The 24,171-nt window shown below is 65.8% G+C and carries 24 protein-coding genes; 10 read left to right on the forward strand and 14 right to left on the reverse strand.

Annotated elements, in window-relative coordinates:
- Positions 1 to 16: 16 nt before the first annotated feature.
- The gene (locus BRX37_RS17400; RefSeq protein ID WP_125988458.1) at positions 17 to 1,627 is read left to right on the forward strand and encodes a GMC family oxidoreductase; all 1,611 of its coding nucleotides are present in this window, start codon (positions 17 to 19) and stop codon (positions 1,625 to 1,627) included.
- Between the two features lie 29 nt (positions 1,628 to 1,656).
- Here BRX37_RS17400 and BRX37_RS17405 read toward each other — a convergent pair whose 3' ends face one another.
- Both BRX37_RS17405 and bla read right to left on the reverse strand, forming a co-directional pair.
- Positions 1,657 to 2,478 (reverse strand): SDR family oxidoreductase, encoded by an 822-nt coding sequence (locus BRX37_RS17405; protein ID WP_125988460.1) that lies wholly within the window; start codon positions 2,476 to 2,478, stop codon positions 1,657 to 1,659.
- A 60-nt stretch (positions 2,479 to 2,538) separates the two neighbouring features.
- A complete protein-coding gene (gene bla / locus BRX37_RS17410; protein ID WP_125988462.1) occupies positions 2,539 to 3,465 on the reverse strand; it encodes a subclass B3 metallo-beta-lactamase in 927 nt (308 codons plus the stop codon).
- A gap of 107 nt (positions 3,466 to 3,572) precedes the next feature.
- Between bla and BRX37_RS17415 the strand changes: the two genes are divergently transcribed.
- On the forward strand, positions 3,573 to 4,457 hold the full coding sequence (locus BRX37_RS17415) for a LysR family transcriptional regulator (RefSeq protein ID WP_125988464.1): 885 nt from the start codon (positions 3,573 to 3,575) through the stop codon (positions 4,455 to 4,457).
- Between the two features lie 88 nt (positions 4,458 to 4,545).
- Here the strand turns inward: BRX37_RS17415 and greB are convergent, their stop codons facing one another.
- Positions 4,546 to 5,031: a transcription elongation factor GreB gene (gene greB / locus BRX37_RS17420; RefSeq protein ID WP_125988466.1), complete on the reverse strand. Its 486-nt coding sequence runs from the start codon at positions 5,029 to 5,031 to the stop codon at positions 4,546 to 4,548.
- A gap of 45 nt (positions 5,032 to 5,076) precedes the next feature.
- Entirely contained in the window at positions 5,077 to 7,149 is a 2,073-nt protein-coding gene (locus BRX37_RS17425; RefSeq protein ID WP_099234396.1) for a lytic transglycosylase domain-containing protein, read from the reverse strand.
- A gap of 99 nt (positions 7,150 to 7,248) precedes the next feature.
- On the opposite strand from BRX37_RS17425, the gene dapA reads away from it, so the two are divergent.
- From dapA to recA, 6 genes are all read left to right on the forward strand, one after another.
- A complete protein-coding gene (gene dapA, locus BRX37_RS17430; protein WP_004208674.1) occupies positions 7,249 to 8,127 on the forward strand; it encodes a 4-hydroxy-tetrahydrodipicolinate synthase in 879 nt (292 codons plus the stop codon).
- Positions 8,128 to 8,171: 44 nt separating this feature from the next.
- Positions 8,172 to 8,654 (forward strand): SsrA-binding protein SmpB, encoded by a 483-nt coding sequence (smpB, locus tag BRX37_RS17435; RefSeq protein WP_010337314.1) that lies wholly within the window; start codon positions 8,172 to 8,174, stop codon positions 8,652 to 8,654.
- 3 nt (positions 8,655 to 8,657) lie between these two features.
- Complete coding sequence (locus BRX37_RS17440; RefSeq protein ID WP_017499609.1) at positions 8,658 to 9,251, forward strand: DUF2062 domain-containing protein; 594 nt, start codon at positions 8,658 to 8,660, stop codon at positions 9,249 to 9,251.
- An 83-nt stretch (positions 9,252 to 9,334) separates the two neighbouring features.
- Complete coding sequence (locus BRX37_RS17445; RefSeq protein WP_125988468.1) at positions 9,335 to 11,719, forward strand: hybrid sensor histidine kinase/response regulator; 2,385 nt, start codon at positions 9,335 to 9,337, stop codon at positions 11,717 to 11,719.
- A gap of 84 nt (positions 11,720 to 11,803) precedes the next feature.
- Positions 11,804 to 12,160 (forward strand): response regulator, encoded by a 357-nt coding sequence (locus BRX37_RS17450; RefSeq protein WP_004208678.1) that lies wholly within the window; start codon positions 11,804 to 11,806, stop codon positions 12,158 to 12,160.
- Positions 12,161 to 12,272: 112 nt separating this feature from the next.
- Positions 12,273 to 13,343 carry a recombinase RecA gene (gene recA / locus BRX37_RS17455; protein ID WP_004208679.1) on the forward strand — a complete coding sequence of 357 codons (1,071 nt, stop codon included), beginning with the start codon at positions 12,273 to 12,275 and terminating at the stop codon, positions 13,341 to 13,343.
- A gap of 177 nt (positions 13,344 to 13,520) precedes the next feature.
- Here recA and BRX37_RS17460 read toward each other — a convergent pair whose 3' ends face one another.
- From BRX37_RS17460 to aspS, 5 genes are all read right to left on the reverse strand, one after another.
- On the reverse strand, positions 13,521 to 13,706 hold the full coding sequence (locus BRX37_RS17460) for a hypothetical protein (RefSeq protein WP_004208680.1): 186 nt from the start codon (positions 13,704 to 13,706) through the stop codon (positions 13,521 to 13,523).
- Positions 13,707 to 13,794: 88 nt separating this feature from the next.
- Positions 13,795 to 15,123, reverse strand: coding sequence for a methyl-accepting chemotaxis protein (locus BRX37_RS17465; RefSeq protein WP_125988470.1), 1,329 nt, complete (start codon positions 15,121 to 15,123; stop codon positions 13,795 to 13,797).
- 81 nt (positions 15,124 to 15,204) lie between these two features.
- On the reverse strand, positions 15,205 to 15,990 hold the full coding sequence (locus tag BRX37_RS17470; protein WP_125988472.1) for a polyphosphate kinase 2 family protein: 786 nt from the start codon (positions 15,988 to 15,990) through the stop codon (positions 15,205 to 15,207).
- 65 nt (positions 15,991 to 16,055) lie between these two features.
- The gene (locus BRX37_RS17475; protein ID WP_017499615.1) at positions 16,056 to 17,132 is read right to left on the reverse strand and encodes a DUF5694 domain-containing protein; all 1,077 of its coding nucleotides are present in this window, start codon (positions 17,130 to 17,132) and stop codon (positions 16,056 to 16,058) included.
- 118 nt (positions 17,133 to 17,250) lie between these two features.
- A complete protein-coding gene (gene aspS / locus BRX37_RS17480) occupies positions 17,251 to 19,035 on the reverse strand; it encodes an aspartate--tRNA ligase (protein WP_125988474.1) in 1,785 nt (594 codons plus the stop codon).
- A gap of 128 nt (positions 19,036 to 19,163) precedes the next feature.
- On the opposite strand from aspS, the gene rnd reads away from it, so the two are divergent.
- Together rnd and BRX37_RS17490 are read left to right on the forward strand one after the other, a co-directional pair.
- Entirely contained in the window at positions 19,164 to 20,330 is a 1,167-nt protein-coding gene (gene rnd / locus BRX37_RS17485; protein WP_099231051.1) for a ribonuclease D, read from the forward strand.
- 11 nt (positions 20,331 to 20,341) lie between these two features.
- Positions 20,342 to 20,659: an I78 family peptidase inhibitor gene (locus BRX37_RS17490; RefSeq protein ID WP_017499617.1), complete on the forward strand. Its 318-nt coding sequence runs from the start codon at positions 20,342 to 20,344 to the stop codon at positions 20,657 to 20,659.
- A 12-nt stretch (positions 20,660 to 20,671) separates the two neighbouring features.
- Here BRX37_RS17490 and BRX37_RS17495 read toward each other — a convergent pair whose 3' ends face one another.
- The 5 genes from BRX37_RS17495 to BRX37_RS17515 all read right to left on the reverse strand — a co-directional run bounded on the left by BRX37_RS17495 (position 20,672) and on the right by BRX37_RS17515 (position 24,106).
- Positions 20,672 to 21,607 (reverse strand): PAS domain-containing protein, encoded by a 936-nt coding sequence (locus BRX37_RS17495; protein WP_017499618.1) that lies wholly within the window; start codon positions 21,605 to 21,607, stop codon positions 20,672 to 20,674.
- A gap of 172 nt (positions 21,608 to 21,779) precedes the next feature.
- Positions 21,780 to 22,193, reverse strand: a complete 414-nt coding sequence (locus BRX37_RS17500; protein WP_004208689.1) for a hypothetical protein — start codon at positions 22,191 to 22,193, stop codon at positions 21,780 to 21,782.
- A gap of 25 nt (positions 22,194 to 22,218) precedes the next feature.
- Positions 22,219 to 22,602: a hypothetical protein gene (locus tag BRX37_RS17505; protein ID WP_004208690.1), complete on the reverse strand. Its 384-nt coding sequence runs from the start codon at positions 22,600 to 22,602 to the stop codon at positions 22,219 to 22,221.
- A gap of 64 nt (positions 22,603 to 22,666) precedes the next feature.
- Entirely contained in the window at positions 22,667 to 23,176 is a 510-nt protein-coding gene (locus BRX37_RS17510) for a helix-turn-helix domain-containing protein (protein WP_004208691.1), read from the reverse strand.
- Between the two features lie 246 nt (positions 23,177 to 23,422).
- Entirely contained in the window at positions 23,423 to 24,106 is a 684-nt protein-coding gene (locus BRX37_RS17515) for a hypothetical protein (RefSeq protein WP_206434179.1), read from the reverse strand.
- Positions 24,107 to 24,171: the final 65 nt, after the last annotated feature.

Here is a 24,171-nt window from a genome sequence, read left to right on the forward strand (position 1 = left end):
CACAAGAGGAGAGGCGATGGACCGGGATTATGGCCGCTGGGATTATATCATCCTGGGCGCGGGCAGCGCGGGATGCGTGCTGGCCAACCGGCTGAGCGCCGATCCGCGCAACCGCGTGCTGCTGCTGGAGGCAGGCGGCAAGGACGACTGGCTGTGGATAAAGATCCCGGTCGGCTATCTTTATTGCATGGGCAATCCGCGCACCGACTGGTGCCTGAAGACCGAGGCGGAGGCCGGCCTTGGCGCTCGTGCCATCGCCTATCCGCGCGGCCGGGTGATCGGCGGCAGCAGTTCGATCAACGGCATGATCTACATGCGTGGCCAGGCCGCCGATTATGATGGCTGGCGCCAGGCCGGCAATATCGGCTGGGGCTGGGACGATGTCCTGCCCTATTTCGTGCGGGCGGAGGATCATCAGGACGGGGCCAGCGCCACCCATGGCGCAGGCGGCGAGATACGGGTCGAGCGACAAAGGCTGCGCTGGGACCTGCTCGACCGCTTCCGCCAGGCCGCCAGCCAATATGGCGTGCCCGAAACCGCCGACTTCAACGGCGGCGACAATCTGGGCTCGGGCTATTTCCAGGTGACGCAGCGGCGCGGCCGGCGCTGGAGCGCCGCCGACGCCTTCCTGCGTCCGGCGATGAACCGCCCCAATCTGCGCATCGTCACCGGCGCAACGATCGACCGGGTGACGATCGCGCAGGGCCGCGCCACCGGCGTGCGCTTCCTGCTGGACGGCGACGCCTGCACCGCGCTGGCCGATGGCGAAGTCATCCTGTCGGCCGGCTCGATCGGCAGCCCCGCCATCCTCCAGCGATCGGGCATCGGCGACGGCGCCCGGCTAGCCGCACTCGGCATCGACGTGCTGGCCGACCGGCCGGGCGTCGGCGAAAATCTGCAGGATCATCTCCAGATACGCTGCGCCTATCGGGTGAACGGCATCGCCACCCTCAACGGCCGGGCCGGATCATGGCTGGGCAAGGCATGGATGGGCCTGCACTATCTCGCCAGCCGCTCCGGGCCACTGTCGATGGCGCCCAGCCAGCTTGGCATGTTCGTCAAATCCGACCCGCGTCATGCCAGCGCCAATCTCGAATATCATGTCCAGCCCTTGAGCCTGGCCGCGTTCGGTGGCGCGCTCGACGCCTTTCCCGCCTTCACCGCCAGCGTCTGCAACCTGCGCCCGCACAGCCGGGGCGATGTGTGGATCCATTCCGCCGATCCGCTCGCCCCGCCCGCCATCTGCCCCAATTATCTGTCAGCGGCCGAAGACCGTCAGGTCGCGATCGAGGCGGTGCGCGTCACCCGCGCGATCGTCGGCCAGCCGGCCCTCGCCCCCTATGCGCCGCAGGAGTTCCGGCCCGGCCCGGAGCGACAGGATGACGCCGCCCTGCTCGAAGGAATCGGCGCGATCGCCAGCAGCATCTTCCATCCGGTCGGCACCGCCGCCATGGGCAGCGGCCCGCGCGCGGTAGTCGACCCGCAATTGCGCGTCCATGGCATCGGCGGGCTGCGCGTCATCGACGCCTCGGTGATGCCGACGATCACGTCGGGCAACACCAATGCGCCGACCATGATGATCGCGGAAAAGGGAGCGGAGATGATCCTCGCCGCCGCCCGTTCCTGAACTATCGGGCCTGAGCTTTCGCGCCTCAGTCAGCGCCCGGTCGCCGACGCCCCCGTGCGATAGCCCGGCTGGGCCGGTGCGCCGAACGCCGCCAGGATCGTATCGAACCGGCGGGCCAGGTCGTCGCGATATTCGGGATGGGTAATGATATAGGGCTGGTCCTGCTCGACCGCGCGCACCACCGCCCGGCCCAGCCAGATCGGCTCCATCATGTTGGCGCGAATCTGCGCCAGCCGCGCCGGGTCCATCGCGCCCGGCCCGACCGTGTCGGATTCCGACATGCGGCTGCGGGTCAGGCCGGGAAACAAAGTGGAGACGCCGACGCCATGGGGCGCCAGTTCCTGCCGCAGCGAATCCGACAGGCCCAGCACGCCGAACTTGCTCGCCGAATAGGCGGCGAACAGGCCGAAGGGGTTGAGTCCGTTCATCGACGATGTGTTGACGATATGCCCCACGCCCCGGTCGACCATCGCCCGCGCGAAACAGGCAATGCCATTATAGACGCCGGTCAGGTTGACCGCCACCAGCCGATCGAAATCGGCCGGGTCCATGTCGATCAGCGGTGCAAAACCCGACGCGATCCCGGCATTGTTGCAGAGGATATCCACAGGCCCGAAGCGCGCTTCCGCCGTCGCTTTCGCCTGCGCCCAGCTGTCGCGGCTGGTGACGTCGATCTGCAGCGCCATCGCTTCCGTCCCCGCCGGCAGCTTCGCGGCCTCCGCTTCGGCGAAACCCGCGTCGATATCGGCCAGGATGATGCGCCCGCCCTGCTCGGCAAAGGCCTGCGCTATCCCTGCGCCAATGCCACCGCCACCCCCGGTGATGAATGTCGTCCTGCCCGCGATCTGCATCCTGCTCCCCTTTATATTTACGACAATAGTGTCGCAAATTAAGACCGGCAGGAAAAGGGGTTATTGGCCCCGGCTGTAACTGCGCGTTTCCCCTTCCGCTGCCAGCTTCTTGTCCAGCATCCCGGCGGCGCGGTCGGCATAGCGGCGGCAGGCGGTCGGATCGATGAAGGCATTGGGCACGCGCTTCGCCCGCAAGCGCGCCAGCTTGGCCGGGTCGGCCGGATCGGGATGAGCCGTGATCAACAGGTCGCAATCCATTGCGCCCACCTTGGCGAAGGTCGCGCGAAAGGCGTCGACCACCGGCCGGTGCGCGGGATCGGAAAACCCATAGCCATCGGCCGCGATCGGATTGAGGCTGGAGCCGAAGACCATCGTCGCGCATTGCCGCCCCTCGCAGCTTTTCCAGCGCCAGCTCATGCTGCCCATCGTATGGCCCGGTGTCGCGACGGCGGTGATGACCGTGTCGCCCAGCCGGATCTCCTCGCCATCCTTGACCGCGCGCAGCCGGCGGACGGCGGGAAAATGCTCCAGCCAGGCCGCCTGCGGATCGGCCGGATCGATGCCGCCGGTGCGCAGCACGGCCGCCGCCGGCGCGCTCGCTACCACCGTCGCGCCGCTGTCGCGGGCCAGCGCGGCCAGCCCGCCGGCATGGTCGAAATGCGGCTCCGTGCTCAGGATCAGCTTCACGTCGCGGATCGAAAAGCCCAGCGCCCTGATGTTCGCCTCCACGTCGCGCACCGCCTGCGGCACCGCGCCGTCGATCAGGATCAGCCCGGCACTCGTCCTGATGAGCGCGACATTGAGGCCGCCGAACCCGACCAGATAGGTCTGGCCATGCAGCCGGACCGGTGCCTGCGGCGCCAGCCAGCGTTTGGACGAGGCGAGCGCGATCGGCCGCAGCAACGGATCATCCGCCGCCTTCGTCCAGGCCGGCCCACCCAGAAACATCGCAGCCATGCTGATACCTACGCCCATCCAGTTGCGCATCGCCCTACCCTTACATGCTTGGTGATGTGCAGAGATTGCGGGAGACACGGGCTTGCGACAAAGCATCAATTCTCGACACAGCCATTAGCTGACCTTATGCTTTGACCATGGATCGCGCCCAACTGCCGCTCAATGCCCTGCGCGCCTTCGAGGCGGCGGCCCGGCATCTCAGCTTCACCCGCGCCGGCCTCGAACTCTGCGTCAGCCAGGGCGCGGTCAGCCAGCAGGTCGCGCAGCTGGAGGCGCGGATCGGCGCGCCGCTGTTCCGCCGCCTGCCGCGCGGCCTCGCTCTGACCGATGAGGGGCTGGCGCTGCTCCCGGTGCTGGCCGATGCGTTCGACCGGGTCGGCGGCACGCTGGAGCGGATCGAGGGCGGGCGGCTGCATGAAGTGCTGACCTTGGGCGTGGTCGGCACCTTTGCCGGCGGCTGGCTGTTGCCGCGCCTTGCTGATTTCGCCCGTGCCTGCCCCCATGTCGACCTGCGGCTGATGACCAACAACAATAGGGTCGATCTGGCCGGCGAGGGGCTGGACCTGGCGATCCGCTTTGGCGAGGGCGCCTGGCACGGCACCCATGCCCAGCCGATCCTGCGCGCGCCGCTCGCCCCGCTCTGCACGCCAGCCCTCGCCGCCCGCCTGGCCGATCCCGCCACGCTCGCGCGCGAGCCGCTGCTGCGCTCCTATCGTGCCGACGAATGGCCGCGCTGGTTCGCCGCCGCCGGCGCGCCCTGCCCGCCGCTGCGCGGGCCGATGTTCGACACCTCGCTGCTGATGGTGGAGGCGGCGCGGGCCGGCCTTGGCATCGCGCTCGCCCCGGTAGCGATGTTCGCCGCCGATCTGCAGGCCGGACGGCTGGTCCAGCCTTTTCCTGAGAGCGTCGATGTCGGCGGCTATTGGCTCACCCGCCTGCTGTCCCGCCCCGACAGCCCCGCCATGGCCGCCTTCCGCGCCTGGCTGGCGGATGCTGTCCTACAGGGCAGATCGCCCCTATAATGGGGGCGGCCCGCGTAAGGATGTTACAGGGATTGGAAATAGAATGTCGAAATGTGCGGGAAATGTGGGAAGTTAAGCGATCGAAATCCTATTGCGGATAGCTGATCGCCATCACCTCATATTCCTTCTCGCCGGCGGGCAGATGCACCCGGCGCAGGTCGCCGATGGCCGCCCCGCGCAGCGCACGGGCGATCGGTGATCCCCAGCCGATCCGGCCGGCGTTCACATCGGTCTCGTCATTGCCGACGATCGTCACGGTGCGATGATTGTCATCCTCGTCGGCGATGGTGACGGTCGCGCCGAAATAGACCCGCCCCTTGTCGGGCTGCTGGCGCGGGTCGACGACCTTGGCGTCCTTCATCTTCTTCGACAGGCGCTTCAATTGCCCGTCAATCTCGCGCATCCGCTTGCGGCCATAAAGATAGTCGCCATTTTCGCTGCGGTCGCCATTGCCCGCGGCCCAGCTTACCACCTCGACGATGCGCGGCCGCTCGACGCCGAGCAGATGGTCATATTCCGCGCGCAGCTTCGCAAAGCCCTCGGGGCTGATATAATTGGGATAGGGACCGCTCATGCCGCCCCTTATCCACAGCCTTGGCCGACGCGCAAACCGGAAAGATCAGCCCGGCGTCTGCTTGCCCAGATAGCGGCTGAGCACCGCATTGCTGCCCTTGAACTTGGCCCGCTCCGGGTTCATCGCCTCATAGACGACGGCATTTTCCAGCACCCGCTGGACATAGTTGCGCGTCTCGAAGATCGGGATCTGCTCGATCCAGCGCAGCATGTCGGCGCCCGGCAGGCGCGGGTCGCCATTGGCCTTGACCCAGCGATTCACATTGCCCGGCCCGGCATTATAGGCGGCCACGGCCAGCGGATAGCTGCCGCCATAATAGTCGAGCATGCGCTGGAAATAGCCCGACCCCAGCATGATGTTGTAGCTGGGATCATTGAGCGAACCGGCGTCATAGCTCAGGCCCAGCTTGCCCGCCTGCTCGCGCGCCGTGCCCGGCATCAGCTGCATCAGGCCGCGCGCGCCGGCATGGCTGACGATCTGCTTGTCGAACTGGCTTTCCTGTCGCGCGATCGCATGGACCATGGTCCAGTTATATTGCGCCGTCGGCGGCACCGGCACGCGCGGGAAGGCGCTGGCGCCATAGCCGGTCAGGCCGTTGGATACGGCGCGACGACCGACCATCACGCCCATGTCCGGGCGGCCCAGATTCTGCGCCAGCTCGGCGGCCAGGAAATGATCGCCATCGCTGTCGGCGCCATTGGCAATGGCGCGGACGAACTTGCTCTGGTCTTCCCAATAGCCCATCTGGCCCAGCGCCCTGGCGGCGCGCACCACCGACCGGTTGTTGAACTCGCTGCGTTCTGCGGCCGAGATCGACACCGCCCGTTCGGGCGGCGGCGGCACCGGCCGGCCCAGCCGCTCCAGCGCCAGCTGACCATAATATTGATCGGGGAATTGTGCCGACTGGTTGAAATAGCTGTTGGCGCTGGCGGCATCGCCCGCCTGCAGCGCCGCGCGCCCGGCCCAATAATAGCCCTTGGCCTGGACCTGGGGCGACTTGCCGCCGGTTGCATAGCGGCGGAACATCGCCACCGCATCGGTCGGACGGTTGAGATTGTAGAAGGCGGTCGTGCCCGCCAGCCAGGCAAGGCTGGTATAATCGTCGCGCTCGCCGATCGGCCGGGTCGACACGTCCGTGCCCGGCGCATAGGCATCGTCCAGTTGGCTGGCGATGCCATAGGCAAAGCTCCACTGGCTGTCGTTCGCCGACGACCGCGCCTGGGTCAGCAGCGTCTCATACCATTTTTCGGCATTGCCGGGGCGGAAGGTCAGCGGCTGGCGATTGGCCAGATATTGGCGCCCGGCGATCCAGTTGCCGCTGTTGAGCAGCCAGGTCGCCTTGTCGGCGATGAAGCCCGCATCGCTCGCCCCGCCGGCCGGCTCGGCCGTCTGCATCTTGATCGCGGCGTCCGGCGACTTCTGGCGAAAGGCGATGCGCGCATCATAGATCGCCCGCCGCGCCGGACTGACATAGGCCAGCATCCGCATCGCGCCGATCGTGTCGTTGGACCACAGCAGTATGTCGGCGCGCTGGTCATGGTCGGCCACGGTAAAGCCCGATCCGAACAGCGACAGCAGCCGCGCCTCGTCGGTCGGGCTCAGCGTGCCGGTGATCCAGGCGGTGCGCGCGGCCACCCGCGCCTCATCCATCCGCCCGGCCTGCATCAGCGCCACGGCATTGCGGGCATGGCCGGTCGCGGTGCGCGCCGGGAAGCGGGCGAAGAAGGCGATCACCTGGCGCGGATCAAAGCTGTCGGGATTGATCCCGGTCTCGGCCAGCCGCCGCATCCGGTCCTCGCCCGGCCAGCCGGGATTGGCCATGATGAAGCTGGCATAGGTGGAAAAGCCCAGGCCATCGCTCTGCTGCAAGGCGCGCCACTGGCTGATCGTGCCGGCGATCGAGGGATCGGACGGCATGCCGACGCGGCTGGCCGCCTGGTTCCAGGCGCTGGGCTGAGTCGAGCCCGGCTGGCCCGGCAAAGGCTGCACCATCGCCTGGGCATAGACGGTGGGGGTTTCGGTCTGGGCGCCGGCACCGGCGGTTGCGAGCAATAAAGCAATGACAGGCATGCGGATCAGGTAACTTTCGACAGTTCCGGGCTTCGGCATGCTGGACATAATCGCTATTGCATCCTTATCAGGCCCTGAATGACGCGCTATAGCGCGCCGCTTGCCCGATCATGCCCCGGTCGCCCGGAGAATTGAAGGAGTTTAATGATGTTTTCCGGGTCGATTCCAGCCCTGGTGACCACTTTCCGCGACGGAGCGGTGGATGAGGCCGCCTTCCGCGCCCTGGTCGACTGGCAGATCGAGGAAGGGTCGAGCGCGCTGGTCCCCTGCGGCACCACCGGCGAAAGCGCGACCATGACGGTCGAGGAGCATAATCGCGTCATCGCCATCTGCGTCGACCAGGCGGCCGGCCGCGTGCCAGTGATCGCCGGCTGCGGATCGAACGACACCCGGATCGCGCTGGAACATATGTATGCGGCGCAGGCCGCCGGCGCCGACGCGGCGCTGGTCGTCGCGCCCTATTACAACAAGCCGAATCAGGACGGCGTCTACCAGCATTTCGCCTATCTGGCGCAGCGCTGCGACCTGCCGATCGTCCTCTACAACGTCCCCACCCGCACCATCACCGACATCGGCGTGCCGGTGATGCACCGGCTGAGCCAGGAATATCAGTCGATCGTCGGGGTGAAGGACGCCACCGGGAATCTGGGGCGGGTCACCGCGCAGCGCCTCGCCTGCGGCCCGGACTTCTGCCAGCTTTCGGGGAATGACGAAACCGCACTCGGCTTCAACGCGATGGGCGGCCGGGGCTGTATTTCGGTCACCGCCAATGTCGCCCCGCGCCTGGTCGCCGATTTCCAGGCGGCCTGCGCCGCGCAGGATTGGGATGGTGCCCTGGCGCTGCAGGATCGTCTCTATCCCCTGCATGATGCCCTGTTCAGCGATTCTTCACCCGGCCCTGTCAAATATGCGCTTACCCGCGTGCGGCCCGACATGCCCGGCGAGCTTCGGCTGCCGATTACCTGGCCGTCGGAATCGAGCCGCGCCGCGGTCGATCGCGCGCTGGAGATCGCCGGTCTGGTTTGACGCGCCGGCGTCCCTATATGATGAATTGAGTTAAGCAGCAGAATATGGCCCGCCCCCGCCCCGCAACCTTCGACAAGAAGAAGATCGTCGCCGAGAACCGGCGCGCCCGTTTCGATTATTTCATCGAGGACGTGTTCGAGGCCGGCATCGCGCTGCAGGGCACCGAGGTGAAGGCCCTGCGCGGCGGCGAGGGCAATATCGCCGAAAGCTATGCCGAGGTGAAGGGCAACCAGGTCTTCCTGGTGAACAGCAACATCCCCGAATATAGCCATGGCAACCGCGAAAATCACGAGCCCAAGCGGGTGCGCAAGCTACTGCTGCACGAACGCGAGATCGAGAAGATGCACAGCGCGGTGTCGCGCAAGGGCATGACGCTGGTGCCGCTGATGGTCTATTTCAACAGCCAGGGCCGGGCCAAGGTCGAACTGGCGCTGGCCAAGGGCAAGCAGAATCACGACAAGCGCGACACGATCAAGGAACGCGACTGGAAGCGCGATCAGCAGCGCATCATGAAGGCGCATAGCTGATCCATGGACAATCGCTTCTCCCGCTGGTGGCACGCCAACGCGCCAACCCGTGAATCGCTGGAGAAGAGCCGCGTCCTTGCCCCCGTCGCCCATCGCGTGCTGGAACCCTCGCTGTGGCGCTTCACCCGCCGGTCGGTGCCGCGCGGCGTCGCGCTCGGCCTGTTCGTCGGCATCTTCCTGCTGATCCCCGGCGTCCAGATCGCCGGCGCTGCGATCTTCGCCCTGCCCTTCCGCGCCAATATCCCGGTGGCGGCGGCAATGACCTTCCTGTCCAACCCGGCCACCACGCCGCTGATCCTGATGGCATCGGTATGGCTCGGCAACTGGATGCTCGGCCGCAGCGCCGACGCCTCGGGCTTCATGGCGCTGGTCGATGGCCATGCCTCGATCGGCCAATGGTGCGCCTGGCTCTTTTCCGAAGCCGCCCCGGCCATGCTGCTCGGCCTGTTCCTCATCTCGCTCGCCAGCGCGGTGCTCGGCTATGTCGGCGCCGACTGGTTCTGGCGCCGCCGCATGGGCCGCAAGTGGCAGGCGCGCAAATTGAGGATTGGCAAGCGCACCGAAAGCAGCGCATTGGAAGAGATCGCTCGGGTCTGATCCGTGGCGTCATGGTTCCATTGTAAGGGCTTAAGGGGACGGCGCCGATGGTTGCGCGGGTAAACAGGGATGATGAGGCGTGGATGGGACAAGCCCCGTCGCGCAGCTTCGTGCCCCTGCTCGCGCTCGCCGCAGCCGCCTCCGCCGCAATCGTCCTCTATGCCATTGGCGACTGGGCACTGGCCGCCGGCTTTGCCGCCACGGTCATCACCATCGCCGCGCTGCTCGCCTGGTATCGCCGCCTCTACCCCCCGCCGCTGTCCGCAAGTGATGCCGTGCCCGACTGGACCGTGGCGCGCGCCGCCGCCGACGCCTCCAGCATGGCGATCGCCGTCACCGACCGCGCCGGCCGACTAGTCTGCGCCAGCGACCTGTTCGGCGAATGGTTCCCCGGCTATCCCTCCCCGCCGGCCGTCAATACCGATGCCTCGCTGATCGAGAGCCTGACCGCCGCCGCCCGCGCCGCCTGGCGCGATGGTGAGGCCAAGGTCGAGGCGATCGCCCATGCGACCCTGCGCCTCGACGTCGACATCACCCGCACCGGCCGGTCGGAAGATTATCTGCTCTGGCGCTTCACTCCGATGCGCCAGCCCAGCGCGCTCGACGATGTCCATCGCGTGCTGACGGGCGAAGCCGGACGACAGTTGGGCGAAGCCGGCATCATGGCGGTGATGATCGGCGGCGAAGGCCGCATCCGTGCCGCCAACGGCGCCTTCCTGCTGCGCGCCGCCGGACGGATCGACGCCAACATCACCGGCCGCGATTTCGCCGCCCATATGCGGGTCGATGACAAGGGCCGGCTGTTCCTGGCGCGCGAGGAAAGCGGCGGCCTGCCGCTGCGCCTGCTTCAGGTGCCGCTGCGCCGTGCGTCGCAGCCGGGCGGCGTCCAGAACGGCGCGCAGGACGGCCCGATGCTGCTGCTGCTGATTGACGAGCCGGCCGGCGGGGGCGGCACCTCTGCCCTTTCCTATATCGAAACCCTGCTCTCGCTGCTGCCCTTCGGCCTCGCCATGGCCGACCGCGACGGCCGGGTGCTGTTCGTCAACAAGGCGTTCGCCCGCGCCGCCGGCATCAAGGATGCCGAAACGCCCAGCTATCCCGGCGACCTTGTCGTGCGCGAGGATCAGGCAGCGGTGGCCGACGCGGTGCGACGCTTTGCCGTCGGCCCGCAAATGTCGGGCGACATCGCCGTGCGCATGCGCGAACAGCCCGAGGAACCGATCGCGCTCAGCCTCGCCGGCGTGCGCGGCCTGGGCGAGGCCGCCGTACTACTCAGCCTCAAAGACAATAGCGAGGAATCGAAGCTCAAGCGCCAGGTCGCGCAGGCGACCAAGATGCAGGCGATCGGCCAGCTGGCCGGCGGCGTCGCCCATGACTTCAACAATATCCTGACCGCCATCATCGGCCATTGCGACCTGATGCTGATGCGCCATACGCCGGGCGACAGCGACTATGACGACATCACCCAGATCAAGTCGAACAGCAATCGCGCGGCGGGCCTCACCCGCCAGCTGCTCGCCTTCTCGCGCCAGCAGACGCTGCGCCCGCAGATATTGCAGCTGCCCGACATCGTCGCCGACGTTTCCAACCTGTTGAAACGCCTGCTCGGCGAAAATGTGAAGCTCGACGTCAGCCATGGCCGCAACCTCGGCGCGGTGCGCGCCGACCCCGGCCAGCTCGAACAGGTCATCATCAACCTGGCGGTCAATGCCCGCGACGCCATGCCCGAAGGCGGCACGCTCAATATCCAGACCTATGGCGTGCCCGCCAACCGCGTGCGCGAGATGCGGCAGCAAATCCTGCCGATCAGCGACTATACCGCGCTGCGCGTATCCGACACGGGCCTGGGCATCCCGCCCGACATCTTGTCCAAGATCTTCGAACCCTTCTTCACCACCAAGGAACTGGGCAAGGGCACGGGCCTTGGCCTTTCCACCGTCTATGGCATCGTCAAGCAGTCGGGCGGCTATATCTTCGCCGAATCCGAACTGGGCCGGGGCGCCAGCTTCGTCATTTATCTGCCGGTCTATGCCGGCGGCGACATTGAACAGGCCAAGCCCAAGACGCCGATCAAGCGCAGCGAGACCTGGGGCACCGGCACGGTGCTGCTGGTCGAGGATGAGGATATGGTCCGCGCCGTGGCCGAACGCGCCCTCACTCGCCAGGGCTACAAGGTGCTGACCGCCAGCGACGGCGAACAGGGGCTGGAGGTGCTGGGCGGCAGCGAGAAGATCGACCTGCTGATCTCCGACGTGGTGATGCCCAATATGGACGGCCCGGCGATGGTGGCGCAGGCGCGGCGCAGCTTCCCCGACCTCCCCGTGCTGTTCATGTCCGGCTATGCCGAGGAGCAGCTGCGCAAGTCGATCGACATCGCCAATGTCGCCTTCCTGCCCAAGCCCTTTTCCGTCAACCAGTTGGCCGAAGCGGCGCGCGACGCGCTGGCGATGCGACCGGCGGTGGAATGAACTTGCCCGCCGGCAAACGATTATGCTGGGCATCGCCTGCCCCTTTGGCTAGCGATGGGAAGCAAGAACAAGGGACAAGGGCGCATGGCTGACGGCAAGTCCATCCTCATCGTCGAGGATGAAGCGATGATCGGCATGATGCTGGAAGATTATCTCGACGCGCTCGGCTATCGCCTTCACGCGACCGCCGCGTCGGTGGACGAGGCGTGCGCCCTGGCGCGCGAGGGCGGGTTCGACGCCGCCCTGCTCGACTGCAATCTCCAGGGTGAAAAAAGCTGGCCGGTTGCCGACATATTGGCCCAGCAGTCGATCCCCTTCCTGTTCGCCACCGGCGGCATGGCCGACGATCTGCCGCAGGGCCATGCCGATCGCCCGACGCTGGCCAAGCCCTTCACCATCGGCGCCGTCGAACGCGCGCTGGAGAAGATTCTCGCCGACTGAATAGGCAGGATAGGAAATTTCCGTTCCCCTCTTGTTCCTCAGGAACAAACAGGATACATCATTGGCAGGCGCCGAGTGACTCGACGCGATCCGCTTGACAGGGGATAGGCCGATGACCGCTATGCTCTCACTCATCGATTCCAAGAAGACAGGCACAATGGACAGACAGAAAGCATTGGAGGCGGCGCTCGCCCAGATTGATCGCGCCTTCGGCAAGGGCAGCGCGATGAAGCTCGGCAGCCGCGAGAAGATCGAGATTGAATCGATCTCGACCGGCTCGCTCGGCCTCGACATCGCGCTCGGCATCGGCGGCCTGCCCAAGGGCCGCATCATCGAGATTTACGGCCCGGAAAGCTCGGGCAAGACCACGCTGACGCTGCATGCGATCGCCGAAGCCCAGAAGGCGGGCGGCACCGCCGCCTTCGTCGACGCGGAACATGCGCTCGACCCCATCTATGCCAAGAAGCTGGGCGTCGACATTGACGAACTGATCGTGTCGCAGCCCGACACCGGCGAACAGGCGCTGGAAATCGTCGACACGCTGGTCCGTTCCAACGCCATCGACATCCTCGTCGTCGACTCGGTCGCCGCGCTGGTGCCGCGCGCCGAGATCGAGGGCGAGATGGGCGACAGCCATGTCGGCCTGCAGGCGCGCCTCATGTCCCAGGCGCTGCGCAAGCTGACCGGGTCGATCGCCCGCTCCAAGTGCATGGTGATCTTCATCAACCAGGTGCGCATGAAGATCGGCGTGATGTACGGCAATCCGGAAACCACCACCGGCGGCAACGCGCTCAAATTCTACGCCTCGGTCCGTCTCGACATCCGTCGCACCGGCCAGATCAAGGATCGCGACGATATCGTCGGCAACGCGACCCGCGTGAAGGTGGTGAAGAACAAGGTCGCCCCGCCCTTCAAGCAGGTCGAATTCGACATCATGTATGGCGAGGGCATTTCCAAGATTGGCGAGATGCTCGACATCGGCGTCAAGGCCGGGCTGGTCGAGAAGTCGGGCTCCTGGTTCTCCTATGACTCGGTCCGCATCGGCCAGGGTCGCGAAAACGCCAAGACCTTCCTCAAGGAAAATCCCGAAATGGCAGACCGCCTGGAAAAGGCGATCCGCGGCAAGACCGAGGAAGTCGCCGAAGGGATGATGGCCGGACCCGAAGCGGGGGATGACGACTAAGCAGGACGACCGCGCCCGACCGGATCAACCGGGCGCCTGATCCTGGCTTTCGTCCACCTCTGGCTTCACGCTCTGAAAAGGCCCGTTGCGCGATGGCGCGGCGGGCCTTTTACCTGCCGCGCGCGCGACAGGGCTGTCGCCATGCAGGCGCAACGGAGGGGAAGAGGGAAAAGACCGCTATTCGTGCGGCCGCAGGGCGCGGTTGAGCGAATCCAGCACTTCGGCGATCGGTTCGGTCACGGTGACGCTGCGGCCTTCGCCAAAGCGGATGCGGGTGCCGTCGGTCACGGATGAGACGAAGGTCACCTGGGTAGGGTTGACCGCGGTTTCGGTGCGATCGACGCCGACGAACATGACGAGCATGATCTTCTCTCCCATTTTCGGCCCGTGCCGGACCCATTGGGTGCAAGACTAGCTGCTTTTTGCGCCGTTACCAGAGGCTTTGTGCGGCTCAGCCTGCCTGGATCGCCTGCAGGAACCGGCTCGCCCGATCGTCCAGCCGGTGCGCGACCGTCGCCAGTTGCCCCGCCGCAACGCCGATGTCATGGGCGCCCGCCGCCGCCGCGCTTGCATTGTCGCTGATCTGGCGCGCACTCTGGCGGATATGGTCGCTCGACGATCCGGCTTCCGACAGGCTCGCGGCGATCGACCGGCTGAAGGCGCCATGGCGCGCCACCGCCGAAAAGACCGACGCCGACACCTCGTTCGCGGTCGCCATCGCCGCGTCCATGTGCATATGCCCCTGCGCCACCGTCTCCACCGCCAGTCGGACATGGCCGATGCGCTGTCCGATCTCGGCCGCCGCCTCGCGCGTCTGGCTCGCCAGAGTCTTCACCTCGCGCGCCACCACGGCAAAGCCCTGCCCCGCCTCGCCCGCCCGTGCCGCCTCGATGCTGGCATTGAGCGCCAGCATGCTGGTCGCCCGCGCAATATCGTCGATCAGGGTGATGACCGCGCCGATCCCGTCCGCCTCGACGCGCAGCGCCGCCGTCTGCTCGGCCCCGACCTGCGTCTGCGCCACCGCCGCGCGGATCGCCTCGCCCGCCGCGCGCACCTGGCTTTCCATCGCCTGGAACAGCCCGCCCAGTTCCTGCCCGCCGCTGGCGATGCCGTGCAGGCTGTCGGCCGTCTGTTCCGCCGCGACCGCCATGCCGGCCGCCGCCTCGCCATTGCCCGACGCCCGCTCCACCGCCTGTTCAGCGCGCGCCGACAGCATGTCGGCCATGCCGACCAGATCGGCGATCAGCGCCTCGACATCCGCGCGAAATGCGCCGCTCTCGCGCGTCACATGTTCCAGCCGCCGGGTGCGGGCCAGCGCATCGCGTGTATCCCGCTCCGCCGCCAGCCGCAGCAGCAGCGGACCGCCGACCACGCCGACATAATCGCCGCCCTGCGTCACGATCAGCCCCTCGCAATCGCTCCCCTGCGCCGCATAAAGGTCGATCAGCCGTTCGACGCTGGCACTCTGCTCGACCGTCGCGCACGGCCGCACATGTTCGTCCAGCCGCCCGCCGAAACTGGGATTGCGCAGCAGCGCATGGCCGAAGGGATTGAACAGGATGCGCCGCATGTCGCGCTCATAAATGGCCCCCACCGGCCGATCGGCGGCGTCCACCACCGGCAGCAGCCGCAGCGCCGCATCATCCTGGAAGCGGTCGACGGCCTGGCTGAGCGGCTGGCCCAGCCGGACCGCAGCGCAGCCCTGCGCAAAGGGCAAGGCGGTGCCGGCGGCAACATGCGGCTCCGGGTCGGGCCGATCGAGCATCTGGGGCGCGTACATGGCGCCCGGCCTAGAAGAAAAGGGTAAATGACCGCTTAGTATTTGATGACGCTTTTGTTACAGATCGTTGTTTTTACGGAATTATTTGGCCGGCTTATAGCCAAATGCCTCGCGTGCCAGCTTGACCACCTCGGGATCGGCCGCCGGGAAATCCATCGGCACCAGTTTCTCCAGCCGCTCCGCGACATAGGTCAGCGCCGCGATTCGTCCGGCCTTGCGGTTATTATTGTCGATCACCTTCCAGGGCGCCTGCTTGGTGTCGGTCTTCTCGAACATGTCGTGCATCGCATCCCAATATTCGGCCCGCCTGGCCCGGTTGCGATAATCGTCGGTGCCGGTCTTCCACCGTTTCCACGGCGTATCCAGCCGCTGCGCCAGTTGCTCATCCTGCGTCTCCTGGGTGATGTGGACGAACAGCTTGATGATGTTGGTGCCGGTATCGACCTGCTGCGCCTCGAACGCATTGATATCCTTGTAGCCGCGCTTCCATTCCGCCTTGGTGGCATATTTCTCCACCCGCTCGACCAGCACCCGGCCATACCAGCTGCGGTCGAACAGGCCGATATTCTGGCTGGCGGGCAGCCGGGTCCAGAAGCGCCAGAGGAAATGATGGTCCAGTTCCTCGCGCGTCGGCGCGGCGATCGGGTGAACCTGATAGTAACGCGGGTCCCAGTCCGCCGTCATCCGCTTGATGATGCCGCCCTTGCCCGCGCCATCCCAGCCTTCCAGCATGATGACGGTCCGGCGGCGATGCAGGATATGGGCGACCTGGATCTTCGACAGGCGATGCTGCAGCGCCAGCAGCGCCGCATCATAATCGCCCTTGAACTTCGCCCCGGTCTCATAGTCCGACAGATTGATCGTCATGCGCCGCTCTCCTGCAAGGGGACGGCCGATTAGATCGAACCCCGACGTCAAGAGCAAGCGCGGCCTCAGTGCAGCACGGCATCGGTATCGACCAGCCGCACATCGTGCATCATGTCGAGATAGGCCTGGAGATAGAATTTGTGCGAGGCTCCGACGATCACCAGCATCCGCTGGCGCGGCGCGGCGGCGAAGACGTCGCGAATATTGGCCGCCATGCGCAGGTTGCGCACCTCCCAATAGCCGGCATAGCCGCGCCCGAAACGCTCGGGCGAAGGCTCCTTGAGCGCCGCGCCGAAATCGCTGTCATAGATGGTCTGCGCCTGATCCGGCGCATTATAGGCGCGATAGAGCGCCAGCACGCCGGCCCCCGTCCGGATGCCGGGCTGCAGCGCCGCATCGGCCGCCTTGCGCCGCGCCGTCGCTTCATTGTCCCACGCCTTCATGATCGCCGCGCCCGCCGCCTTCTCCTCCTCGGCATTGCGATAGGGCCGGTCGGCGCTGTGGTCGTCCATCGGTTCCAGCCGCTCCAGCCCCAGCCGGGCAGCCAGCGGCGCGGCAATCAGGAACTCCTCGTTGCGACGCTGGCGCAGCGTTTCCAGCCGCGCCACCAATATGGCGTCCAGCCCATCCCCCGCATGCCGGTCCGCGCCGTCCAGCCGCAGCCATTGCACCAGCGCCGATCCCTGATCCGCCGCCGCCAGGAACAAGGCCGCCATATGGCGCCGGTCCGATGCCGTCGGCCGCTCCGGCCAGGCGGCCATACGCCGCTCGACCTCGGCCGTGGCGGCCGGCACGTCCAGCCCGGTCGCCTGGCGCGCCGGCGTCGCGTCCCAGCAATAGGTTTCCACCGTCTCCGCATAGCGGAACGGCGCGCGACGCAAGGCGTCGCATTGCAGGCCAGACAGGGACTCGACCGCGATCGATTGCGGCTTCCACGCCGCCAGCCGGTCGATCAGCGGCCCCAGCGCCTTTGCATCGAAATCCTTTGGCCAGCCCGACAGATGGGGCGTGCCCAGCACCATCACCTCATTGGGCGGCCCGGCAACCGCCTTCAAAGCGCGCGGATCGAAACCGGGACCAGTCGCCTGCACAGACACCGCCGCAAGCCCCGCTGCCACTATCGCCATGATCGTCCGCATCATCCGCCACGCTCCCTTGCCGCCACGTGTGTTATCATAACAATACAGCAAGGCAAGACGGCAAAGAAAAAGGCCCCCGCCAGATGGCGGGAGCCCTGTTCCTTCCAGCCGAGGGAAAGGCTTATGCCTTCGCCTGCGGCTCCACCACGCGGACATGCAGTTCGCGCAGCTGCTTGAACTCGGCAGCGCTGGGCGCCCCCATCAGCAGGTCTTCGGCGCGCTGGTTCATCGGGAACAGCGTGATCTCGCGCAGATTCTGCGCGCCGCACAGCAGCATCACGATACGGTCGACGCCGGCGGCCATGCCACCATGCGGCGGCGCGCCGTACTGGAACGCGCGATAGAGACCGCCGAAACGCTCTTCCACGTCGGCCTGGCTGAGGCCGACCAGCTCGAACGCCTTCACCATCGCCTCGGGCGACTGGTTACGGATCGAACCCGACGCGATCTCATAGCCGTTGCAGACCATGTCATACTGATAGGCCTTGAGGCTCAGCGGATCCTGATTGTTGAGCGCGTCCAGCCCGCCCTGCGGCATCGAGAAGGGATTGTGGGCGAAGTCGACCTTCTTCTCGTCTTCATCATATTCATAGAAGGGGAAGTCGACGATCCAGCACAGGTCGAACCGGTCCTTGTCGATCAGGTCGAGCGTCTCGCCGACGCGGATGCGCGCCAGGCCCGCCAGCTTCGCTGCCTGCGACTCCTTGCCCGCGGCGAAGAACACGCCGTCATTCGGGCCAAGGCCCAGCGCTGCGATCAGCTTGGCGGTCGCTTCCTCGCCATGATTCTTGGCGATCGGGCCGCCGGGCACGCCATCCTTGATGTTGATATAGCCAAGGCCCGAATAGCCTTCGCCGCGCGCCCAGCTGTTCATGTCGTCGAAGAATTTGCGGCTGCCCGCGCCCGCGCCCGGCGCCGGGATCGCGCGGATCACATTGCCGCTCTCGACCAGGCTGGCGAAGATGCCGAAGCCCGAGCCGTGGAAATGCTCGGTCACGTCCTGGATGATGATCGGGTTGCGCAGGTCCGGCTTGTCGCTGCCATATTTCAGCATGGCTTCGGCATGCGGAATGCGCGGGAAGCTGCCGGCCGGGGTGACCGGCTTGCCCTGCGCAAATTCCTCGAACACCGATGCGATGACCGGTTCCATCGTGTTCCAGACATCTTCCTGGGTGACGAAGCTCATTTCCAGGTCGAGCTGGTAGAATTCGCCCGGCAGACGATCGGCGCGCGGATCTTCGTCGCGGAAGCAGGGCGCAATCTGGAAATAGCGGTCGAAACCGGCAACCATCAGCAGCTGCTTATATTGCTGCGGCGCCTGCGGCAGGGCGTAGAACTTGCCCGCATGGATGCGGCTGGGCACCAGGAAGTCGCGCGCGCCTTCCGGGCTGGACGCGGTCAGGATCGGCGTCGAATATTCGGTGAAGCCGGCATCTTCCATGCGGCGACGCATGTCGCGGATGATCTTGGTGCGGGTGACGATATTGGCGTGCAGCGTTTCGCGGCGCAGGTCCAGGAAGCGATAGCGCAGGCGGATATCCTCGGGATATTCCTGCTCGCCCGCCACCGGCAGCGGCAGTTCGGCCGAGGTCGACAGCACGGTCACCTTGTCGGCCACGACCTCGATCGTGCCGGTCGCCATCTTCGGGTTGGTCGCTTCCGGGCCGCGCGCGACCACGGTGCCGTCGATCGTCACGACCGATTCCGCACGCAGGCCGTCTAGGATGCGCAGCGGCTCGCTGTCCGCCTTGGCGACGATCTGGGTCAGGCCATAATGGTCGCGCAGGTCGATGAAGAGAACGCCGCCATGATCGCGCTTGCGATGCACCCAGCCGGACAGGCGCACATTCGCGCCGACATCGGCTTCACGAAGGGCGCCGCAATTGTGGGTGCGATAGGCGTGCATGGCGTTTCGATCTTTCAAATTCGTTTTACGGAAATGACAAATTGTTGCGGCCCGGCTATGGGCTTGCCTTGTCGACTATCGACCAGCCCGCAGGACGCGGGCCAGCCCATAATAAGATCGAAGACCATATGCAAATTCATCCGCTGATTACCGACAGCAAGACGCTTTCCGATTTCTGCGCCCGCATGGCCAAATCCCCCTATGTCGCGGTGGATACCGAGTTCATGCGCGAGAATAGCTACTGGCCCGAACTCTGCCTGGTCCAGGTCGCCGACTCCAACGAGGCCGCGGCGATCGATCCCAAGGCGCCGGGCATCGACCTTACGCCCCTGCTCGACCTGCTGGTCAATAATGAGGACGTGCTCAAGGTCTTCCATGCCGGCGGCCAGGACATCGAGATCGTCCATAATCTGACCGGCAAGACGCCGCATCCGATGTTCGACACCCAGATCGCCGCCATGGCGCTCGGCCTTGGCGAACAGATCGGCTATGGCAACCTCGTCGACGCCTGGCTCGGCGTGCAACTCGACAAGGGCGCACGGTTCACCGACTGGGCGCGCCGCCCGCTCGACAAGCGCCAGATCGACTATGCGATCGGCGACGTCACCTATCTGATCGAAATCTTCCCCAAGATGCTGGAAGAATTGCGCAAGACCGGGCGCGGCGACTGGCTCGACCAGGAAATGGAGCGGATCAGCGATCCGTCCAATTACGAGAATGATCCATCCGAAGCCTGGAAGCGCGTCCGCATCGCCAGCCGCAAGGCCGATGTGCTGGGTCGCCTCAAGGCGCTGGCCGCCTGGCGCGAGAAGGAAGCGCAGGACAAGAATCTGCCGCGCGGCCGCATCGTCAAGGACGAGACGCTGGCCGACATCGCCAGCCACCCGCCGCGCGCGCAGGAGGATCTGGGCAAGGTGCGCGGTCTCTCCGCCACCTGGAAGAGCAACGACATTGGCGGCCGGCTGATGGCTGCGCTCGGCGCGCACAAGCCGCTCGGCAAGGACGAGATGCCCGAGCGCGATCCCAAGCGTCCGGGCCTGGGCAAGGATGGCGCACTGGTCGCCGACCTGTTGAAGCTGTTGCTCAAGATTCGCTCGCGCGACATCAATGTCGCCCCGCGCCTGCTCGCCCGCACCGACGATATCGAGGCGCTGGCCGCCGGCGTGCGCGACGATCTCGCGATCCTGGAAGGCTGGCGCTATGACCAGTTCGGCCGGGACGCGGTGGACCTGGTCGAAGGACGCCTTGCCTTTGCGGTCAAGAATGGCCGGCTCAAGATGACGCGGACTGAATAAGGAGACGGACGATGCGGATGCCGGTGCCCATGCCGATGATGGCGATGATACTCCTGCCCCTGGCCGCCTGTGCCGGAACCGGCAGCGAAGGCCCCGGCTCCGCATCGCCGCCTGCCATGGCGCAGGGGCCGTGCAGCCATGACGGGCTCGACCGCTTCACCGGCCAGAAGGCGACGGCCGATCTGGGCGCGGAACTGCTCAAGGCATCGGGCGCCAAGACGCTGCGCTGGGGCGGCCCCAATATGGCCATGACCATGGACTTCCGTCCCGACCGGCTGACCGTCAGCTATGACGATCAGATGGTCGTCACCAGCGCCCGCTGCGGCTGACCCGCGCCCGCCTCATTCGGCGGCGCGCGGTAACTCCACCACTGTGCTCCCATCGAGCGCGGTGATCAGCACCACCGCCCCCTCGGCGCCATAGGCGCCGTGCAGGGCGACGATAGAGGCCTTCACCGCCACCGCCTCGCCGCGATTGCTCAGCAGCATGGTCTGCACGCATTGCGCGCCCTGCCCCTGCATCGCTCGCTCCAGCGCCTGGCGGAATGCCGCGCGGCCATGGGTGAGGACCAGGTCGGTCAGTTGCACGCCCATCACCCGTTCGCGCGGCAGGCTCAGCATGTCGGTGAAGGGCACATCGACCGCGTCGATCGTGCCGCGCACCGACAGGCGGACATAGCCGACATCGCCATGGGCGGTCATCGCCTCGATGATCGCGGCCTTGGCATCGGCCAGCCGATGGCGGCGCACATCCTCGGTAATGTCGCGGAACATGATGACGGTTGACCTTCCAAGGGGAAAACTCTGCAGCCGCAGCCAGGCGCCGTCGGCAAAGGGGGAGGGAATATCGGCTGCGCTCGGCTCGCCGCCGCTCACGGTGCGGCGCACATGCACTTCCATCAGACTGCCGCTGATGGAAGGCAGGACGACGTCCAACTTCGGACCGACCATCTGCCCCACCGGCTTGCGACAGATGGCGCTGGCGACCCGGTTGACGAAGTCGACGCGCATATCCTGGTCGCAGATGATCACCGCCTGATCGACCCAGTCGGCCAGCGCGAACAATTTCTCCTCGGCGCTCTCCTGACCGGCGTTGCCCGACTGGGCTTTGAGCGCCCGGAATTCGTTGACGCCCAGCAGCACATGGGTCGCCCGGCCATGATGGGTGATGTAGAGCGGCGTGCGTGTCGCCATGTCGCGACATTCGGAAAAGCCGCGGACTAGGTCGGCCGCGGTGACGACCGGACTTTCGGCCGGATAACCACCCTCTCCCTCCATTCCATCACTCCCTACTGGGTTCAGATGGCGCGTAACGCGCTGGGTCATGTCCCTTGATGCCATAATTATCGGCCCTCCATCAATCGGACAAAAACAGAAACGATATGCCTTTCGCCGGACGGCGCAGTCTCAAGAGGGAATGGTGGCCATTTCCGCATCCTGTTTCCCTTGTTCAGGCCGGAAACGCGTGTTTCCGGTCCATCTGCGTGCCCATGGCCATCACGACCAGCACCGGCACCGCCCAGATTGTCGACATGGCGTAGAAGAATTTGGTGAGGTAGGCGGGCGACACGATCACCGCGACCTGAACCGCAGCCACATTCAGTTGGAAGGCGGCGACGATGATCGGCCAGCGCCGGCTGCTCAGCATCGAAATGATGATCTTGAACAGCAGCGAGGCGCATTCGATCGCCAGGATCGTGCGGATCAGCACCGCCTCCGGCCGGATGGTCAGGACCGCCGTCTGGGCCAGGATGAACCCCGCCCAGACGCCGACGATGCTCCAGCGCCCGGTCGCGCCGCCATAGCGCACCACGAAGATCGAGGTGGCGATCAGCGCGATCGTATAAGCGAGGAAGATCTGCACGATCCTGCCTTCCGGTCCGGTCGCGTCAGGCGACCAGGCGCAGGGCGTCGGCCTGCTTTTCTTCCAGCGCGCTCCACGGGCTATAGCAGCCGTCGGCGCGTTCGGCCTGGTTGGTCTTCATGCGGATCTTGGTCGCCTCCAGATGGGCGCCCAGCAGCTGCTCGCGGCTCTGCATCATCGTGTCGATGCAGCCATGGAAGCGCTTGAACAGCTTCTGTCCCTGTTCAGGGGCGAGGCCGATGGTGCGGGCGGTGTCGATCATGTCGGCGCTCATCCGCAGCGTGTGGGCCAGAACATCGTCCAGCTTCACATAGGCATCGCGGACCTGGCCGCTCAGGTTGAAGAAGGTGTCGTCCGACATGTGCATTTCGCTCTTGGCGGCGCGCTCGGCGCGGCGGGCATTGGACATGGCAAGGCTCCCTTTTCAGGCCAGCGCTCGCTGGCCCATCAGATGGTTGGATTGTTGGAGACCGTCAGCCGAACAGATGATTGAGCCAATATCCCATCGTGATCAGCGCGGCCAGGGAACCCCCTGCCCATAACGCGACCCGGAAGATGGTCGTCAGGATCTGCCATCGATTCAGCCCATGCGGTTCCCCTCCCATGGTTGCCAGAATCCGGTTACCCAATTGGCGCAAACGACCCTTTTCCTGCCGCTCTGCACCAGCCGGGATATCGCCGGTCCGGGTCGGCCTGCTTGGTGCCGACGCCTCCTTCTCACCCGCCATCACCGGTTCAACAAGCGGCTCCGGCTTTAATTCAAATTGCTTGAATTGCGCGTTTTTCTCGGCCTCTACCAATATCCGGGCCGCCTCGCGCCGATCCTTGGCGCCCAGCGCCACGGTCGCGCGATAGACATATTGGTCGACCGTACCGGGGGTCAGCGATGTGCGCTGCGCGATCTGCTTGGAGGTATAGCCCTGTGCCACCAGCCGCAGGCATGCCCGCTGATTATCGTCCAGACTGGCAACCGCATTCGACATTCCAACCCCTCTGATCGCCCACAGGGAATCATGCCCCGGAACGGATGTAAACTTCTTCTATGATCAATTTTTTATGATGGCGGCCAAGCTATTGATTTATATCAGATACACTTCATCCATATCGGTGAGACGAAAAAGGCGACGCCTGTGGGCATCGCCTGTTTCCGTTACGGAATCCAGTCATGACATGACTCGATCCGCAATAGCTGCAATCGGGAACCCGGATAGCGCCCCGAAAGGCGCCGTCTACAGTTCCAGGCCGATCAGCGTACCGCTGCCGATCCGGTCGACATAGCGCTTGCCATCGACCTCCAGCCAGTCCGGCGTCACTTCCAGCCGGCGCCCGTTGATCGTGGTCCGCAGATGCTCGACCGCAAGCCGGTTGCGTGCAACGATACGCAAAACGCACAATCCGTCGCCCCGCGCCGCCATCATCGAATAGCGGTCGCCACGCAACAGGAAATGCCAGCTGCCGTCATGCGGCTTCCATTCATTGCCATCGATCACCTGCATCGGCGTGCCGTCGGCCGCGCCCAGCCTGACGCTGATCCGCGTCGCCCCCATGGATCGGCGCGGCGGCGCGAAGATCAGGATCGGCTCGCCATCCAGGGTGATGGGAATCGGCGTATCGCGCAGCAGCCGCGATCCACCGACGATCAATTGCGGCAATTCGTTGGAGAAGGGCAGGCGATCGCGCGCGAAGTGGCGCTGGCGTACCACCGGATTGGCATGGAAGCTGTGGACCTGATTCGCGGTCAGCCGCCCTTCCTCCACCAGCCCGTGACAGGTCGGGCAGAGCAGCGTCGCCCCCGGCCCGTCTGGCAGCCCCAGATAACGATAGATGGTCACCCCGCAGCGCACGCAGGCGAAGCCGCAGGACTGCCGAATCTCGGCCCGCTGATCGGCCGTCAGTTCCGGCAACAGCGGCATTACGCGCAAACCCACCATCAAGGCGCCCCCTTTTTCCCGCCGTCCGCCTGATGCGGATCGACGTT

The sequence above is a fragment of the Sphingomonas sp. S-NIH.Pt3_0716 genome (assembly GCF_003950715.1).
Lineage (GTDB): Bacteria > Pseudomonadota > Alphaproteobacteria > Sphingomonadales > Sphingomonadaceae > Sphingobium > Sphingobium yanoikuyae_A.